Source organism: Parapedobacter koreensis (assembly GCF_900109365.1).
In the GTDB taxonomy this organism is placed as follows: domain Bacteria; phylum Bacteroidota; class Bacteroidia; order Sphingobacteriales; family Sphingobacteriaceae; genus Parapedobacter; species Parapedobacter koreensis.
On sequence record NZ_FNZR01000011.1, the window covers coordinates 128107 to 146105 of the forward strand.

Below are 17999 nucleotides of genomic sequence, written 5' to 3' on the forward strand. Positions count from 1 at the left end.
GCAAAGTTGCTGAATCAGCGATTTAGTCAAATAAAAAAGATGTTCGGATTCCCGAAAATGTGTTCGAAATTCGGAAATCCGGCGCTTGGTCCTGGGTTGGGACGGTTAGGAAAGTGTAGTGGAAGCAGTAGCGCGGGCCTCGGCAGATTTGGCCATGTGCTTAAACTGTTTGGGAGACATGCCCACAAATTTGCTGAACGAGTCGTAAAAAGTCGTCCGCGATCGGAAACCACAGGCATACATCACTTCATTCAGTGTGGTCGTATGTTCCAATTCGTGGATCAGCCGTTTTGCCTCGTTGATCCGATAGAAGTTAATGAAATTGGAGTAATTCATTTTCGCATGCGCAGCGATTGCAGCCGACACGTATTTCTCATTGGTCTTTAGCTGTTCTGCAATTTTACCGATGGAGAGATTCGGATCCTTATAAATATGCTCTTCCTTAAGTAAACGCAGCAAGTGGGAAAATACCAGTTGCAGGTTACTGTCTGTTTCGTTGTAATTTTCGTCGGCATTCGCGGTAGCCAAATCCACCGTAGCGCTCAATTCCACACTTCGGTCATAGAGTTCACGAAGCGTGCGGTTTCGGTAAACCAAAAAGAACATAGCAAATCCCGTAGCCAGTAGCACCAATGCAATCAAGGCGAGGAGCGCCTTGTTCTGAATTTTTTTCTCCTGTAGTTTTTGGTTTACCAGTGCGATTTCCTGATCTTTCAATTCAGTTTGGTAAGCCACCTGAAGCTCCGCTATCGTTTCTTGGTTTTTCTCGTTGATTATTTTTTCCTTCAATTCATGGAACGTCTTGTGATGGTCGAGTGCCGTCTGATATTGGCCCATATCCGCATATAATTTGGCGTAATGCTCATGTATTTTAGCTTCTTCAAAAGGCAGCTCCAGTAACTTCACGTAGGCCATCACGCTGTCGTATGCACGCTTCGCCTCCATGTAGTTGCCTTGGCGATGGTAGAGCTCGCCGATATTTGCATAGTTGATCATGACCCCATATTTGATGTCAGCCCCGTAGCATAGCTTGATAGATGCTTGATAGCTGTCCAGCGCTTTGTCGGCTTGATTCATTTTCAATTGGATATTGCCGATATTCATCAGATTCTGCGCAATAAGCATCGTATGTTTAAGTTTTTTCGCAAGCTGTAGTCCTTTATCAAAATAACGCAGCGCCAAATCATTTGAATCGACCTGCCGGTACACCGTGCCTATATTCGAATATACCGTCATCATTCGCGTAAGGTCATTCATTTGCTCGGCATAGCGTAGTGCTTTCTTGTAATAGCCGATGGATTGTGCCTGATCATTCAGATCGGCGTAGCTATTGCCCAATCCGTTGAGTACACTGGCTACGTTGGCCGAATCACTCTCCGTTTGGTACAGTTTCAACGCCGCCAGAAAATCCGCAATGGCTTCCTTATGGTTTCCTTTTCCCCGGTTCGAACTTGCCTGCTGGAAATAAACCTGCGCCCGGCGCAGCGGATTTTCCGCTAATGGGAGGATTTCCTTGGTGATGGCCAACGATTCGTCAAATCGGCTGGCATTAGCCAATGCCGTTGCCTTCAGTGCTTTGATCGCCACCTGTTGGTCCGCGGAGAGGTACTGCTCATGTTTATCGTATAGTTTTTGCAGAGCGAAAGCTGTTTCGTTATAGCTGCCTTTTGCCCCGTAGATGTCCGAAAACTGCGTACAATATTCAATGATGCCGTTGTAATAATGTTTCTCTTCTGCTTCGGTCTTTATCCTATCCAGGTAAGCCAATGCCTGATCGGGGTCTGTCGCAGCTAAGTGCGTCGTCAGCGTCAGCATCTCCGCGAGATCAGCGGTATCTTTGCGGGTTTTATTATCCAGCTTTTCCAGGCGTTTAAGATCAATCTCTGCGTTGAATCCCCGCAATGGTGCGAAAAGAAATAAAAAGAAAATAAAAGAAAAAATCGGATTAAGCGGACATATCCGTACAATACGGACGATTTGGTCAAGGCTGTAATTCATTATCTGTTATTCAAACCTAACCAATCCTTATTATAATAAATAAGGGTTGGCCGTTTTCATAGTTAGCTGGCAAATAAACGAAAAAAAGATGACACCTTTAATAAGGTGTACATCAAATTTAACATGTGCCTTACTTGTGCCGCCAGCGGCCCCGGCCCGACACCATCGGAGATCTACCACTTTCCGATAGCCCACATAGCCGGGGTGCTGTTGGCAGGTTCTGTCAAATTCAGCGTTATATGTTTTTCACGCCGCGAAAATACCAGCCATTTCGCATCCCTGCAATGACTGATTGACCACTGGTGGGCGGCACTTTATAATTGGTCGTTTTTAAGTAATATTCGTGATTTTCGGAAGTACCATCATATCTGCCCATCCTGATAGCGGAGCAGGGTAGCCTCCGTGGGCATCTTGTTTACGCCGCCCCGGATGAGCTGGTAAGACAGGCAATAGTATTCAATGGTGCGATCGCTGTTCAACGTGATGTCCATATCACGCAGGGCTTCCATATCGAACAGGAAAATATAACAACCTTCATCTATTTTTTCATATTGGAATGTCGTCAGCAGACCCGTGGTATCGGCCTTGAGTGCCCTTAGCCCCTTATTATGGCGAACGAATGATAGCCTGGAGATATCAGCGATAAACTTTTCAGGATAAGACATCTACCACCCAAATAAACGAAAAAGGGATAAGATGTGCGATAGTTAATTTTCAGCAGGGAGCAACTGCGCGGATTATTCCAAATGATGGTATTGACCACTAAGGTTGCTGGTAATCGTCACCTGATTCAACATCGGGCTGGAATTACCCTCGTTAAAAATTCCACCACCATCACCTATCGTCCGGTTGCTATTGATGGTGACATTATCCAATACCGGGCTGGAATCACTGTTATACATTCCTCCGCCATCGCCTGATGTCTCGTTATTATCGATAGCCACGTTGATAAGCACCGGGCTGGAGCACGAATTGAATATTCCCCCTCCGCCGCTTGCTGATGAATTGCCCTTGACGATAACACCCTTCAATATTGAAGAATCCATGGTTCGTCGGTTGCACATTCCACCCCCATTACCCACTTCAGCTACGTTGTTGCTGATGGTCACATTGGCAAGAACGAGTTTGCAATCGTTGCTATAAATCCCCGCGCCATCCCAATGGGACAAATTGCCCGTGACCGTCACTTCAGAAAGGCAAAGGATCCCACCACTTTGGAATATGCCGCCGCCAGTCCATGCGTGGTTATCACGGACAATCAAATTGACAAACGTAGGGCTTACCTTTTGGTTATAGATTCCACCTCCCTTGTCATTGGTGCGCCCACCCTCGATGACAAATCCATCCAAGACGGCGGCAGCAGTAAGCCGGTTGCACTTATTGTAGACTACCCTTCTTCCGTTACCCTTCAATATCGTCGGATTAACTCGCCAATCACGGCTATCCATGGCAGGATCCGGTTTGTCCGAATCAGGCATCGGAAACCCGCCATAAATTCTTACCCCTTCCTTCATTACAAAGGCATGCCCCTGCTTTTTCGGCCAGTATTCTCCTGTTGCTACCCATACTTCACTGCCCTTAGGACACGCCTTTATTGTCGCCTGTAGGTCTTCAGCGGCATTGGCCCACGAAGTACCATCCGCGTTGCCAGCACCGCCTTGTCTGACATAACGGATGACCGGCCTTGGTTTCAAGCCAACGGCCATTCGCATCACGGAAAATAGCGTCTGCAAAATCCTTTTCATGTAGATGTCGATAAAAAACGATTAGGTATTTTTTTACTACAAACAAAACTAATCCAAGTGCCATTCCTCCAAAATGGACCTTAAGGTCTGTTTTTAACCCTGCGGATACCCCTGCTGAAAAAGATAGCCAATAAAGCATATTTTTGCAAGACACTATTTAGAAAAACAACTTGGCAAACCGCTACCTTGAAAAGATTGTCTGTTTTATTATTGCTTTCCGTATGCGTTCCAATCTTGGGACGAGGGTATCAAATCCGGAATGATGATCACCGATTACAGCGGCCGTTTACACTTACAACATATTTCTCTGCCGATGCTGATGCCACAGCAGGAGCCATTTATCAACGGACCGGCGGCATCATCAATTACCTCCTGCTCGGAGCTATCGGCATCTTCTCCTCTTATAGCTTTTTCCCCGTTGGGGTCATCGGGTTTTATCTCTTGGTATTGTATGTGCTGAAACAGCATGAAGTGGATAAGCTTCATGCGCTGCAACGGCTGCATGACCTGCAACAGCAGCATACCATCCTTATCGAAAAAAAAGTAGAAGAACGTACCGAGCAGCTTGCCGAGACTAATCGCCAATTGCTTGAGCAACGTGAACAGCTCGCACGTAGCAACCAGCAACTGCTGGAGCAGCAAACATTGCTACTCCAGAAAAACAAGCACATCGAGACCTTGTTGGACGAGCTGAGTCACCGGGCTAAAAACAATCTCCAAATGCTGTATAGCCTCAATACCCTGCAGTTGCCCATGGTAAAAGACCAGGCAGGCAAGCAGATACTGAACGAAATGCGCGCGCGCATCAAGTCAATGATCCTCGTCAATGAATACCTCGTCGGCTTTAATAAAGATAAAACGGTAAGCCTTGCTGCGTTGGTAAAGGATATTGTAAACCATATCCAGCAAATTTATGACCGGGATAAGCGGGTAACTATCACGAGTTCCATCCAACCGGATATCCAATGCGACGCTTCGATGGCGCTTCCCTTCGGTCTCATCATCACCGAACTTTTTACCAATGTCTACAAACATGCCTTCCCTCCGGGGTTTCAGCGGCAACCGACGGTCAGGCTGTCACTCTCTGAATGGCAGGGAGCTATTTCATTCCGGTTTGAAGACAACGGTATTGGCGCTACATCGCCGAAGCAAGCCCAATCCATGGGCCTGTCCCTCATCCGTGGTTTGATCCGCCAGTTGAAAGGCACCGTGATGGTCCGGCGTGAACACGGATTCCGATATCATTTCATTTTTCTAACACCTATTAACCATGCGTATTTTAATTATTGAAGACGAAATAATTATCGCCCAGTTTATCGAGCGCGAAATACAGGAAAACCTGACAGCCAAAACACAGATTGCCCTTGGTAGCGAAGAGGCTTTGGCGGCTATCCGCAATTTCCAGCCGCACTTAGTCCTCTGCGACATCGAACTGAATGGCACCGTCGATGGTATTGATTTGATGCACCAATTGAAGAAACCGCTGGATTTTGAATTGGTCTTCGTCACTGCTTATCAGTCTAAGCGCGTTATTGACCGGGCTTATGGTCTCAATCCGGCCAATTACGTCATCAAACCACTCGACGAAAACAGGCTGTATGCGGGTGTGCTACCCGTCGTCAAGAAAATAAGACTATCGGCCCAACAGCAACCGGATAAATTCAGGCAATGGCTCACCCAATCGCTTACAGCGATGGAACTGACAGTGCTCCGGTTAATCGCAAGAGGCAAGACAACGAAAGAAATCGCTGACACCTTATACCTGAGTCCCAATACTATTAAAAATCATCGCCATCACATTTGCCGCAAACTGGACTTGGACGAAGGGTACAATACCCTATTACGATGGGCCCTGGAAAACTATTCGCTTATCTGCATGGAATAGCATTGTTGGAAAACCTGGTTTGAACGAGCGGTTTACATGGAGGACGATGACTGATGTATCATGTTTTCCACTTGCCGTTCATATGCACCCATATCTATACAGCTACCCGCTATCCTGCTATTCCCGGCCAAATCAATGTCTCCGGCCTGCACGGCATAATCCGCTTTGTTGGTCTTCGGATCGCCCGCGTCGATGGCCATGCTAAAGATCGTTAAATAGTAATTTGCTGTCGCTTCGTCTTCAAACAACGGGTCGGCATCAATGTTGTTGCCTCCGTCGTTGCCGATGGCCTTGACCCAATTACCCTTGTTGTCCAAGCTATTAGCAATAAGGCTATATGAAGCCGTAAGGTATGTATTGCCTACCCGGTAGACAGATGCCGAGGTACTTCCGGCATTTCCATCCGCACGATTATTCCAAATAATGGTATTGGTCAGGATTGGGCCGCACCGTTCATGGTATAGGCCACCACCCGCAGCACCGGCCGAGTTGCTGCTGATGGTCACATTGGTCAGGATGACGCGGCCACTGTTGCCCATGCAGCTTATCCCGCCGCCATTTTTCGCAGCCGCGTTTCTACTGATGACCACATTGGTCAGTGTTGTGCTGGAACCCGCATCCATCCACATTCCACCACCATCCAAGGTGGCCTTATTGTCCCTGATGGTTACGTGGGTCAGCGTCAGTTCAGGGGAATACCCGGTTTGGCAGATCCCACCGCCATTCGCTGCCTGATTGGAGCGAATGATCACATGAGTCAATCCCGAACGGGAATTTCCTGCGTTGAATATCCCACCTCCATCGCCAATCGTTCGGTTGTCACAGATGGTCACATGTGTCAACACGGGCGAAGAATCACAATTATACAGCCCGCCGCCATCACCCGTTGTCCTGTTGTCACTGATGGTTACGTGTCTCAGTATGGGACTTGAGTTGAAATGGAATATCCCACCACCACTTGCTGTTGCCGAGTTGCCATTAATTACCACGTTTTCAAACATTGAAGAGGCAGCAATACGCCGACTGTATATACCGCCGCCGCTCCCCACATCGGCCGTGTTGTCACTGATAATCACACGGGCGAAGAATACACCACAATCGCTGCAGTGCACCCCGCCGCCATTCCAATGGGTGGAGTTGTCGCGGATGGTCACCCCGGACAGGTTGAGCGTTCCACCCCGGTGGAATATGCCGCCACCACCGCCCCACGCCTGGTTGTCGCAAATCATCAGGTTGGCAAGCGTAGGGCTCACGCCCCGATTGCATATTCCTCCCCCTTTGTCATTGGTACGGCCGCCCGTGATGACAAACCCATCCAGGACGGCCGCAGCAGTCAGTCCGTTCCATTTATTATGCACAACCCGCCGGCCGTTGGCTTTCAACACCGTTTTATTAGCCCACCAATCTCGCTCATTCATGCCGGGATTGGGATTCGCCGCATCCGGAACTGGAAAGCCGCCGTAAATTTTCACGCCTTCCTTCATCACGAATGCCGATCCGGTTGGCCGGTACTCCCCGGCCGCCACCCATATTTCTCCACCCCTCGGTGCTGCAGCCACCATCGCTTGCAGGTCATCCGAAGCATCATCCCAGGAAGTGCCCGTTCTATTGCCTGCCCCACCCGCTTTTACATAGCGGATGGCTTGCGGCTGTGCAAGGCCAGCAGCGAGACGTATTGCGGAAAATAGCGTCGTTAAAAGCTTTTTCATTTATTTTAAATCTTTTCATCGATTCCTGCAATGCACACTGCTCGCCGCTGTATCCGGATTTCCAATAACCGCTGTATCACCATCATCGTTTAATGCCGAATTGCCCTCTATGATTACGCCAGCCAGCGCCATGGAGGCGCTGGGGTCAGTCACATATATTCCACCGCCGTTTGCTGCCGAGTTGTCTTTAATGGCTACATTGGTCAGTCTGAGCGAAGCATTGGACGCATTAAATAGTCCCCCACCCTTTTCCGCCACGTTACCGCTGATGGATACATCCGTCAATACCGGGCCTGCATCGGTATGGATGCTCATCCCACCGCCGCAGCCACCTGCCAGGTTATTGCTGATGATTACACCATTCAGCACCGGACAAGCAGTATCCGTGCTGTATATACCGCCACCGTCATTTACTGCCGAATTGCTCGCGATGGTCACATCGGCCAAGATCGGTGCAGCGTGAAATGCATTAGCCATTCCACCCCCGTGGTTTGCCAGGTTGCCGCTGATAGTCACATTAGTAAGCACCGGAGAAGAGCGGCAATTATCCATTCCACCGCCACTGCCCACCGTACTGTTACCATTGATGATCAGATTAGCCAAAATGGGAGCAGTATCCTGGTTGACTATCCCGCCGCCCTGTGTTCTATTTATGTGCGACCTGTTCACCTGAAGGACAGTCCTCCCGTTTCCATCTGCATTGCCCCCCGTCACCGTAAAACCATCCAATACCGCCGTGCCGACGGCACCCGCCGAAACGACTACGTGATAAGCATTCTCCTCGTTGCCACCGACCACCCATCCAACCGCTTCGTCATATTGATCATCATTATTGAAATCACCACTCAGGATGGTCCTGTTTGCATTCCAGTCCCTGCTTTCCAGGCCTGTATCAGCAACGACAGTGTCCACAGGGAATCCCCCATAGACCTTTACATAAGGCACCAATACAAAGGCGTTGTCGCGTCCACCATCAATCGTATACTGGCCATCCCCGGCATGGTATAACGGTTTGTAGACACCTGCTGCCACCCATATTTGTAGTGGCTTTGTCTCATTCCAGGGAGCACCGGCACCGGCCGTTCCCCATCGTTCACGTGCCCAACGCAGCGCATCCGCCAGTTCAAGGATGGCATTACCCCATGAATTGCCCCTACCGTTGCTATCGGAAGCATTACGGTTTACATAGAGGATATTGTTTCCATCCGGGTCGATATTGCCGCTCCTGCCATCTCCTTTCACATCGTGTAGGGTTGGAGACGGCCGCGCATGTACGCCATACACAGCAAATGACAACAGCAGTCTTAATAAAACTGAAAAACCAGCCTTTATTGCCTGCCGACTGCCATCGGATAGATGTAGGGCCATTTCTTTGACGCTGATTGCCATCAAACGAAAATAAGGTACACCGCGTAGCTGTACAATGGCAGGCTGGCGATTGGGCAGTCAGGGTTTATGGTTGGTTGTTTTGGGGTTATAAACGAGAAGAGGCAGCCGTTTACATGTTCACCGTTCAGGTCGCATTTGGAAGTGCTCGGATAATTAGCTTTATCAAGCTGCAGACATTGACGTTAGTAGGAACAAAATCGAGCCGATCAAACGGGCACTAGGTATCACGGATGATCGACTTATTGATAGACCGACAGGGTCTACGCCAAAAGCTCGCTATTTTCAAAGCCAAAGCAAAAAACCCGCAAGACACTTTTTCTAATCCAAACCACTTCTTTCGGTGTAACCAATACCGACCAATATCCGGGATCCGTTCAAAAATCCACCCATCAAAGTAGTCCAGCCCGCGCTCCGAAACGATAGCTGATTCCTAATTCGTGTGTGGCATTATTGATATACCGGTTCAATGGTTCATTTCTGGGATTGAATTGATAATTGTAACCCAGACCAAAACCGCCTATATTGAATTGCATCATGCCCGCCACTTCACCATAGCTCCGCACATTTAATCCCAATCCGAAAGCCTCTTTTACGAATACCATCGCCGACACTTCGGCCTGCGGACGCAGGCTCTCCGAATAGGTCACCAACAACGACGGACGTACATGGAAGTCAGCCCCCAAACCAAACAACGCCCCGGCTGTCAAGTGGTACACGTTGCGGAAGTTGTAGCGGTTGCCTTTGCCAATCCCCAAACTGCTAAACATCAGCCGGGGCAGCGACACACCCACGTAATACCGTTCTGGACGGAAAACCACCACCCCGAATCCAACCAACGCATCCGTCTCCTGTGTGTCCTCGCGGAATGCGGGATCCATCGGATCCAACTGTGAGAACCGCCCGTCCAGATAGTTCAATCCAGCATTTAGTGATACACCAATATATTCGCTATGTGATATTCGAACCGACTTCGCAAAAAAAACGCTCGCTTCCGACAGTTTTTCGACTCCCAGACTTTCATGGCGCATGTTCAGGCCAGCCGTCGCGCGCGATTGGCTGAATCCCATATGTCCACTGCCCCAAAACACCGCAGGAGCCCCCGTTACGCCCACCCATTGCCTACGCCCGATGAACGATACTTCCCCTTCCGCATGCATCAGGCTCGTAGCCGGATTCAATGCAGTACGCAACTGTCCATAGCCAATGGGTGTCAAAGGTTGCTGTGCGGAAGCGGTCAGTGTTACAGCCGCTATCGCTGTCATTACCAATAATAACTTTCTCATATCTAATGTCTAATGTCTGTTGCCTCCCTTAATATCCCAATATGAAATATCCCTTCTCGTATTCCGTCCTGCCATCTACCCGTACTTCCAAGATGTAGAAGTACGTCCCGGCGGGCAATTTCAACTGCCTGCTACCTATGCCCCGGAAAGCTACCTGATCATTGTCGTAGCCTTTGGCTTCATATATAATGGTGCCATTGCGATTAAACAGCTTCACCTTATTTTCGGGATAGTCCCGTATACCTTCTATCATCAGGAACTCGTTTATTCCATCGCCATTCGGCGAAACTACCGGATGCACCCGTACAGGGAGATTCAGCGAGTTATCCACCACCCGCAACGCCACCGTTACTGGTTCGGCAGCCTCGTGGTTGACATCACCCATCTGTGTGGCCGTGATGTGCACCGTACCCAACCGATGGATGCGCAGCACGGGGCCTTCTTCCAACGTCGCCACCTGCCCGTCATCGACTGAAAGGCTCACCGGCAGGCCGCTACTGGAACGTACTGTCAATGGCACGGTTCCCGCATCACGCCGTATTTCCAACGGTACTTCCAATGTGATCACCTGCGCAGCCTTGCGTACCGTCAGGACTTGTGATGCTTCCGGTCTATTTTCATAATTTGTGTTCTCCGGCACGGTAGCTGAAATAAGAGCAGTACCCACACCTTTGATGCGTATCTGCCCGTTCACAACCTCCGCCACCGATGGATCGTCGCTTGTGTAACGCACCGATTCCCCACTGCTCGACACCGCGCCGGGGTCAAAGTCTGCATCGCCGTATACTTTTTCCGTTAATTCGGGGAAGTCCAGCGATCGCCATGATGGTTCTATCCGGAGCGTAAACACGTTGTTTACTGCCTTATGGTTTTGGGTCTGTGGCGCGCTTACCGTCACGGTATATGTACCCGCATCCGTATAGAAACGTTGCGGAAGGTAAACCAGTTCGGACTCCGCGTGATTCAAACGCACCGCTAATTCCTTTGGCTTCCCATCGTACATAAAGAGTTGCGTGGCTTCTCCCTGTAATACACCTTCGGCCCGATTCACCGTCAGTTCAACTGTTACCGTGGTTGTGATATAATTCAGGTCATCCTTTGGAGTAAAGGTCACTTGAATCGTATTCTTACCCGCCGGAAGCACCGTACCTATCTCGGGGACATAGGTGAAGGTACCGTCTATATCCGCTGCAACGTCCAGATGACTTTCATCAAGCGCCGTACCATAGGTAATTTCGTCCGGTGTGTCTCCAGTGATAATGACGGGCGTGGCTCTGCCGATCACAAGCGTGCCATTCACCGCTTCGGCCGCATAGTTCGCGTTGTCCAATGTGGCCATTACATTGTAACTGCCAGCGGATACCGGAAGTGCCGTTTTTTCATTATAGGTAACCACTATACCTGTAAGCCCTGCGGGATTAATGGCCACCGTAGCTGCTTTAGCATTGCCGTCATAGGTATGTACCAAATTCGACAGGGTCAGCTTGGCCATAGCCTTGGTAATTTCCAGCGTCACCTCTTTTTCCGCTGCCTTGTAGTTAGCCGTTTCTTCCGCGGTGACCGTGACGACATAACTGCCCGCATTGACATAGCCTTGTTGCGGACTGTATTTCAGTATTGTTTCATCGTGGTTTAGCGTCGCCTGTACGCTTCCGGTCAATCCGTCATAGACACGTGTTTGCTTCGTTTCCGAAGTAATTGTAGCCTCCGCTTTACCCACCGTTAGGGTCACCTCCCTGTTGACGATTGCGTAGTTTGCATCCGTCGGAACAAAGGTCACTTTTAGCGTGTGGGTGCCTGCCGGAAGCATCGCTCCCGCAGCTGGGGAATACGTAAAGCTACCTTCCACATCGGCCGTGGCATTCAGCTGCACTTCGCTCAGTGCCGTACCGTAGGTGATGGCATCCGGTGTGTTCCAGGTAACAACCGGTACCAACTTGTCGGTGACAGTGAGTACCACCGTTTTCTCGGCAGTAAGGTAATTGGCAATATCCGTCGGGGTGAACCTCACCTTCAGCCAATGGTCGCCGATGTCCAGCACCTCGCCAATGCCCGGCTCATATACAAAATCACCTGCAATATCATTCGCCGAGATGGCACTCAGTTGCACGTCGCTTAATGCCGTGCCATGCGTGATGGCTGTCGGCGTATTCCAGGTAATTACCGATGTGGCCCTGCCAATCACCAGTATATCTTTCACCGGCTCCGCTTCGTAGTTATCATGCTCCAACATGGCTGCCACTTCGTAGCGGCCTGCCGATACCGGAAGCGTGGTTTCCCCATTGTAGGTGACGGTTGCCCCTGTAAGCCCCGCCGGATCGGTGGTCACCGTCGCTACCTTGCCCGTACCATCGTAGGTATGTGTAAGGCCCGATAAGCTAAGTTGGGCTTTGGCCTTGTTAATTACCAGTATATCTTTCACCGGCTCCGCTTCGTAGTTATCATGCTCCAACATGGCTGCCACTTCGTAGCGGCCTGCCGATACCGGAAGCGTGGTTTCCCCATTGTAGGTGACGGTTGCCCCTGTAAGCCCCGCCGGATCGGTGGTCACTGCCGCTACCTTGCCCGTACCATCGTAGGTATGTGTAAGACCCGATAAGTTCAGCTTGGCTGTGGCCTTGCCAATCACCAATATATCTTCCACCGGCTCCGCTTCGTAGTTGCCATGCTCCAACATGGCTACCACCTTGTATTTACCAGCCGAAACCGGAAGCTTGGTTTCCCCATCGTAGGTGACCGTTACCCCTGTAAGCCCTACCGGATCGGTGATCACCGTTGCAACCTTGGCCGTGCCGTCGTAGATATGTGTAAGCCCTGAAAGCGTAAGTGTGGCTATAGCCGGTGTGATACTGCCTTTGGTGCTCATTTGGATATCCTCGGCGATGGTGTAATTGCCTGCGTCCGTACCGCTAAGGACGAAGTCCGTTGCCGTAATCTCCTTGTCTTCGCCCACATTGGGGTCTTCGTATTCCGCCTTGCCGCTCACCATCACCTCGTCGCCTTCGACTACGCCATCAAGGATGTAGTTCGCCTGTGCAAGCGTAGCGATGACCGTGCCCTCATACACTTTGGTAATCGCGGGATCACTGCCGAGGGTGGCCGTCAAAGGTTTTTTGCTTACCTGCAGGGTTACGGTCAACGAAGCCGGATCGTACACGTCATTGCCTTCCACACTGAACGTGACACCTACCGATCCGGCCGACAGGATATGGACTTTTCCGTCCACGACGCGTGCTACGGTATTTTCAGGAAGGCTGATGGCGACAGGCAAACCCGATGTGGCTTCCGGGACGAAATCCTCATCGCCGTAGATACGATACAGGTTGTCTGCTTCCAATCCGTCCACCACAATGTCCTGCTTACTGAATGACCGCTCGAACACACCCATGTCGATACGGCCACCCACTATGCGGTCTTTAAAAGCGAGGTCGAAATCCCCGGCTTGCACCGTATAGCCAACGTTGTTGGTTTGCTGGTCGCCCTTGTTAATCACCGGGCTACCTGCATTCAGGTCATAATCACCTCCGGGTACCGTTGGACTTGACAAAAGTGCTGGCGGCTCCAAAGGACCCTCAAATAAAGGGTCGGCATCCAGGTTGTTACCTCCGTCATCGCCGATTTCCGCTACCCAACCGCCGCCGCTTCCACCGCTGTTGGCAATGAGGCTGTACGAAATGCCAACCCTGCCACGGCTGTTGCCGCTGTTATCAATCGAAAAGCTGTGCGGAGGGGTGGATCCCGTAACGGGATAGCTATTGTTCCAGATAATGGTATTGACGAGTGTCGGACTACATTCCTGCGTACCATTAAATCCGGCGGAAACATTGCGTATGCCACCGTGATTACCGCTGATAGTTACGTTCACCAACACAGGGCTGGAAGCATCGTAATTATACATTGCCCCACCGAAAGCAGCGATGTTGCCACTTATCAGTACGTTGGTCAATACCGGGCTGGCCGCTTCGTTGTACACACCTCCCCCATAGGTAGACGCATGGTTGCCTTCAATGACCAGATTCGACAGGGTCGGCCTGGAGATATGCGTGTTGTAAGTTCCGCGGTTATAGATGCCTCCGCCGTTAGCAGCGCCCCTTCCTGATCTGATGGTAAACCCGTCCAATACAGCGGCGGCGGTAAGGTTATTGTTATCATTGCGCACCACGCTGTTGCCGTTGCCCACCAATATCGTTTTGTGGAGCGACCAATCCCGGTCTTCCATGCCCGGATTGCCCAGGTTTGGAAAACCACCGTATATCCTCACCCCCTCCTTCATGGAAAACGACTCGCCTGCCTCGGGCTGATACTGACCTGTGGCCACCCACACTTGGTTACCTGCATCCGAGGCGTCGATCATCGCCTGCAAATCGCCCGAAGCGAATTGCCACGACAGACCACTTCCCGTACCGTTTTCTTTCACGTAGCGGATTTCAACATGCTCAGGTGGTTCTATTGTCAGTGTGCCGGCAACGAATGTGATGGCGTAGTTGCTGGCAGTAAGCCCGCTTGGCAGGATAGAGAATGTACCGGCATCGACCGCCCCCTGTGCATCGCCTTCGTAGGTCAGCTCACCGTTCAGCACCGCTACCCCGTCTCCGTCAACGAACCCATCGTAATCCACTCCGTTGCCGCCGTTGTAAGCCAAGCCGTTGAAGGTCTTCGTAGCATCTTTTGCCGTTATTGTCAACGCTTTGGGCACGACCAACAAGTTTACTGTCAACGAGGCCGGGCCATATTCTTCATTGCCTTCTATGTCGATACGCAATTCTACCTCTCCCACGTTCAGGATATGGATTTTACCATCCTCGGTGATGGTTGCAACCTGGTTTTCGAATGGCAGACCCAGCGTGACCGGTGCATTCGACTCCGTGTTTACATCAGGCACAAAATCAGCGTCGCCGTAGGTTGCACGAAGTTTTCCGTCGCCGTCCAGCCCATCAACGGTCGGAGTCTGTGACTTCCACTGCTGCTCATATGCTCCCAGATCGATACGGCCGTCTATGATCCGCGGGTTGCCCGCTAAGTCTGTATCACCTACCTGTACCGCGTCATCCGAGACATTGGTCCGCGGATCGCCCGCATTGATGGCCGGACTGCCCCACCGCAAGGTATAATCGAGTCCGTCCGCATCCGTAAACAGCGGGTCGGTACTAACAACGCCTTGTATCACACTATACGTATACTGCATTGGACCGACTACGCCTCCCAACCCAGATGAGCCATTTGCGGTATTGTCCCAGACGATGCTGTTGACTAATACAGGTGTAGAAGTATCATCGTTATACACACCGCCACCGCGGCCACCATTCAAACCGTTGACCCAGTTTCTGGCGATGGTCACGTTTGTGAGCTCCGGATTGCTTCCATTCACATTGTTCAATCCGCCACCACTTCCACCGCCATTAGCACTGTTGTCGGCAATGAGCACATTGGTAAGAAGGGGACTGCTTGCGGAGTTGTACATTCCTCCACCACCATCACCTGTGGACGTGGTATTTTCGCTGATGGTCACGCTTGTCAGCCTCGGGTTGCTGCCACCTATATTGGCTATTCCTGCACCGTTGCCAGTAGCATTGTTGTCAGTAATGAGTACCTGGATAAGGATAGGACTGCTTGCCGAATTGTACATCCCGCCCCCATCGGCATCTGTATAGTTGCTTTCGATGATGATATTCTGGAAGGTAGGGCTCACACCCTCGTTATATACACCGCCGCCACCGGTAGCCGATGAACCGGCCGTCAACGTAAAGCCATCCAGCACGGCGATGGCGGTGAGGTTATTGTTCTCATTACGTACCACGTTTGCGCTGTAGCCTCTTAATATGGTTTGATTAGCTTTCCAATTACGCTCTTCCATCCCTGTACCTTTGGTAGCTCCCACGGGAAAACCGCCGTATATTTTCACGCCTTCCTTCATAGAGAAGGATTGGCCGCTTGCTGCCCGCCGGTAACCACCCGAGGCCACCCACACCTGGTTGCCCGTCTCGGAGGCGTCAATCATCGCCTGCAGGTCGCCGGAGGCGGTTTGCCACGACAGACCACTTCCCGTACCGCCTTCTTTCACGTAGCGGATGTCAACATCTTCGGGCTGTACGACCGTCAGCGTACCGGCAACAAAGGTGATTGCGTAATTGCGGGCTGTAAGCCCGCTTGGCAGGATGCGGTAGGTACCTACATCTACCGCGCCCTGTGCCTCGCCTCCGTAAGTTAACTCACCGTTCAGCACCGCTACCCCCTCTCCGTCAATGAATCCTACGTAATCCACGCCGTTGCCGCCGTTATAGGCCATGTCATTGAATGTCTTCGCCGCGTTTTTTGCTGTTACGATCAGCGCTTTGGGCACGACCTGCAAGGTTACGGTCAACGACGCCGGACCATACTCGTCGTCACCCTCGACGCTGAACGTGAGCGCTACGGTTCCGGCATTATCGATATGGATTTTACCATCCCCGGTGATGGTTGCAACGTCACTTTCAGACGGCAAATTCAGCGTAACCGGTTTACCCGATGTTGTGTGAACGGTCGGCATCAGATCGGCGTCCCCGTAGGTAGCATGAAGGTTACCCTCGTCGTCCAGCCCGTCTACGGTCAATGTCTGCTGTCTCAATTGCCACTCGTACGCTCCCAGGTCGATACGGCCGCCTGCGATCCGCGGATTGCCCGCTAAGTCCGTTTCACCGGCCTGTACCGCATCAGCCGGAACATTGGTCTGCGGATCGCCCGCATTGATGGCCGGACTGCTCCGTTGCAAAGTATAATTACCCCCGGCCGCATCCGTAAATAGCGGATCCGTGCTGATGCCAGCCACTCCCTGTATAAAGTTATAACTGGCGTCGATTGACCCGACAATACCCTGTCCAGATGTTCCATTAGCGGTATTTCCCCACACGATGCTATTGACCACCAATACAGGGTCGGAGGGACTGCCGTTATACATCCCGCCACCGCCATTTTGGGAGTTAGACCTGTTGCTTGCAATGGTTACATTCGTCAGTTGCGGAGCGCCACTATTCACATTGCTTATTCCACCACCATTGCCGTTGACCACGTTGTTGGCAATAAGCACGTTGGTGAGGATAGGAGTGCAATCTTCTGAATTGTACATCCCGCCTCCATTTCCCGTGATAGGGCTGTTTCTTCCGTTTTCGCTGATGATCACGTTCGTCAATCGTGGGCTGCTTTTATTCAAGTTTGCTATTCCACCTCCGTCGCCATCAGCGGTATTACCGGTAATGAACACATGGGTAAGGATGGGACTGCTGTCTTCTGAATTGCAGATCCCGCCTCCACTATAATCCGAATGATTGCTGCGGATGATCACCTGCTCCAATACCGGACTCGCACCATAATTAAACATCCCGCCGCCCGCACCAAGCTCTGTAGTTGCGTTGCCTTGGATGATGACATTCCGGAAGGTAGGGCTCACATTCACATTATACACCCCACCGCCACCGCTAGCCGATAAGCCACCCGTAAGGATAAACCCATCCAACACCGCCTCAGGCGTAAGTCCATTCCGATCATTACGCACCACGCTTGCGCTGTTGCCTTTTAGTATGGTTTCATTCGCCTTCCAATCACGCTGTTCCATGCCTGTACTACTGGTGGCGCCGGCGGGAAAACCACCGTATATTTTCACCCCTTCTTTCATGGAGAAGGATTGGCCTGTTGCTGCCCGGCTGTATTCGCCCGTGGCCACCCACACCTCATCCCCCGGATCCGACTGGTCGATCATCGCCTGCAGGTCGCCTGAGGCGTCCCCCCACGAAAATCCGGAGCCTTGGCCACCTACTTTTACATAACGTATAGTGGGTGGAGAGTCTAGTTCCTGCGCACGCAGGCTAAACGCTGCCAGGATGAGTAGCACAGGTAATAAAATTGCCATAAAGCGTACCTTAATGGCAGCCAATCGGCCATAGCATAGATGTAGGTTCATAAATTATCGAACGTTGTGATATATGCAGCCAGCACCGTTGCCAACTATCATGAAACG

9 protein-coding genes are annotated in these 17999 nt (G+C 51.1%); 2 read left to right on the forward strand and 7 right to left on the reverse strand.

Features of this window, described 5'->3' with window-relative positions; all coding sequences use genetic code 11:
* Window positions 1–105: 105 nt before the first annotated feature.
* The 3 genes from BMW65_RS21210 to BMW65_RS21220 all read right to left on the reverse strand — a co-directional run bounded on the left by BMW65_RS21210 (window position 106) and on the right by BMW65_RS21220 (window position 3743).
* Complete coding sequence (locus BMW65_RS21210; RefSeq protein ID WP_090608688.1) at window positions 106–1998, reverse strand: tetratricopeptide repeat protein; 1893 nt, start codon at window positions 1996–1998, stop codon at window positions 106–108.
* A gap of 362 nt (window positions 1999–2360) precedes the next feature.
* Window positions 2361–2663 (reverse strand): hypothetical protein, encoded by a 303-nt coding sequence (locus BMW65_RS21215; protein ID WP_090608690.1) that lies wholly within the window; start codon window positions 2661–2663, stop codon window positions 2361–2363.
* Between the two features lie 72 nt (window positions 2664–2735).
* Entirely contained in the window at window positions 2736–3743 is a 1008-nt protein-coding gene (locus tag BMW65_RS21220) for a hypothetical protein (RefSeq protein WP_090608692.1), read from the reverse strand.
* 234 nt (window positions 3744–3977) lie between these two features.
* Here BMW65_RS21220 and BMW65_RS21225 point away from each other — a divergent pair, with 234 nt between their 5' ends.
* Window positions 3978–5033 carry a sensor histidine kinase gene (locus tag BMW65_RS21225; RefSeq protein ID WP_090608695.1) on the forward strand — a complete coding sequence of 352 codons (1056 nt, stop codon included), beginning with the start codon at window positions 3978–3980 and terminating at the stop codon, window positions 5031–5033.
* Window positions 5014–5628, forward strand: coding sequence for a response regulator transcription factor (locus BMW65_RS21230; RefSeq protein ID WP_090608697.1), 615 nt, complete (start codon window positions 5014–5016; stop codon window positions 5626–5628). Before BMW65_RS21225 ends, BMW65_RS21230 begins: the two co-directional genes overlap by 20 nt.
* 32 nt (window positions 5629–5660) lie before the next feature.
* On the opposite strand, the gene BMW65_RS21235 is transcribed toward BMW65_RS21230, so the two are convergent.
* From BMW65_RS21235 to BMW65_RS21250, 4 genes are all read right to left on the reverse strand, one after another.
* Window positions 5661–7337 (reverse strand): choice-of-anchor Q domain-containing protein, encoded by a 1677-nt coding sequence (locus tag BMW65_RS21235; protein ID WP_090608698.1) that lies wholly within the window; start codon window positions 7335–7337, stop codon window positions 5661–5663.
* A 15-nt stretch (window positions 7338–7352) separates the two neighbouring features.
* A complete protein-coding gene (locus tag BMW65_RS21240) occupies window positions 7353–8726 on the reverse strand; it encodes a hypothetical protein (RefSeq protein ID WP_090608701.1) in 1374 nt (457 codons plus the stop codon).
* Window positions 8727–9115: 389 nt separating this feature from the next.
* The gene (locus tag BMW65_RS21245) at window positions 9116–10009 is read right to left on the reverse strand and encodes a PorP/SprF family type IX secretion system membrane protein (RefSeq protein ID WP_090608703.1); all 894 of its coding nucleotides are present in this window, start codon (window positions 10007–10009) and stop codon (window positions 9116–9118) included.
* A 28-nt stretch (window positions 10010–10037) separates the two neighbouring features.
* Window positions 10038–17891 (reverse strand): MBG domain-containing protein, encoded by a 7854-nt coding sequence (locus tag BMW65_RS21250; protein ID WP_143053963.1) that lies wholly within the window; start codon window positions 17889–17891, stop codon window positions 10038–10040.
* Window positions 17892–17999: the final 108 nt, after the last annotated feature.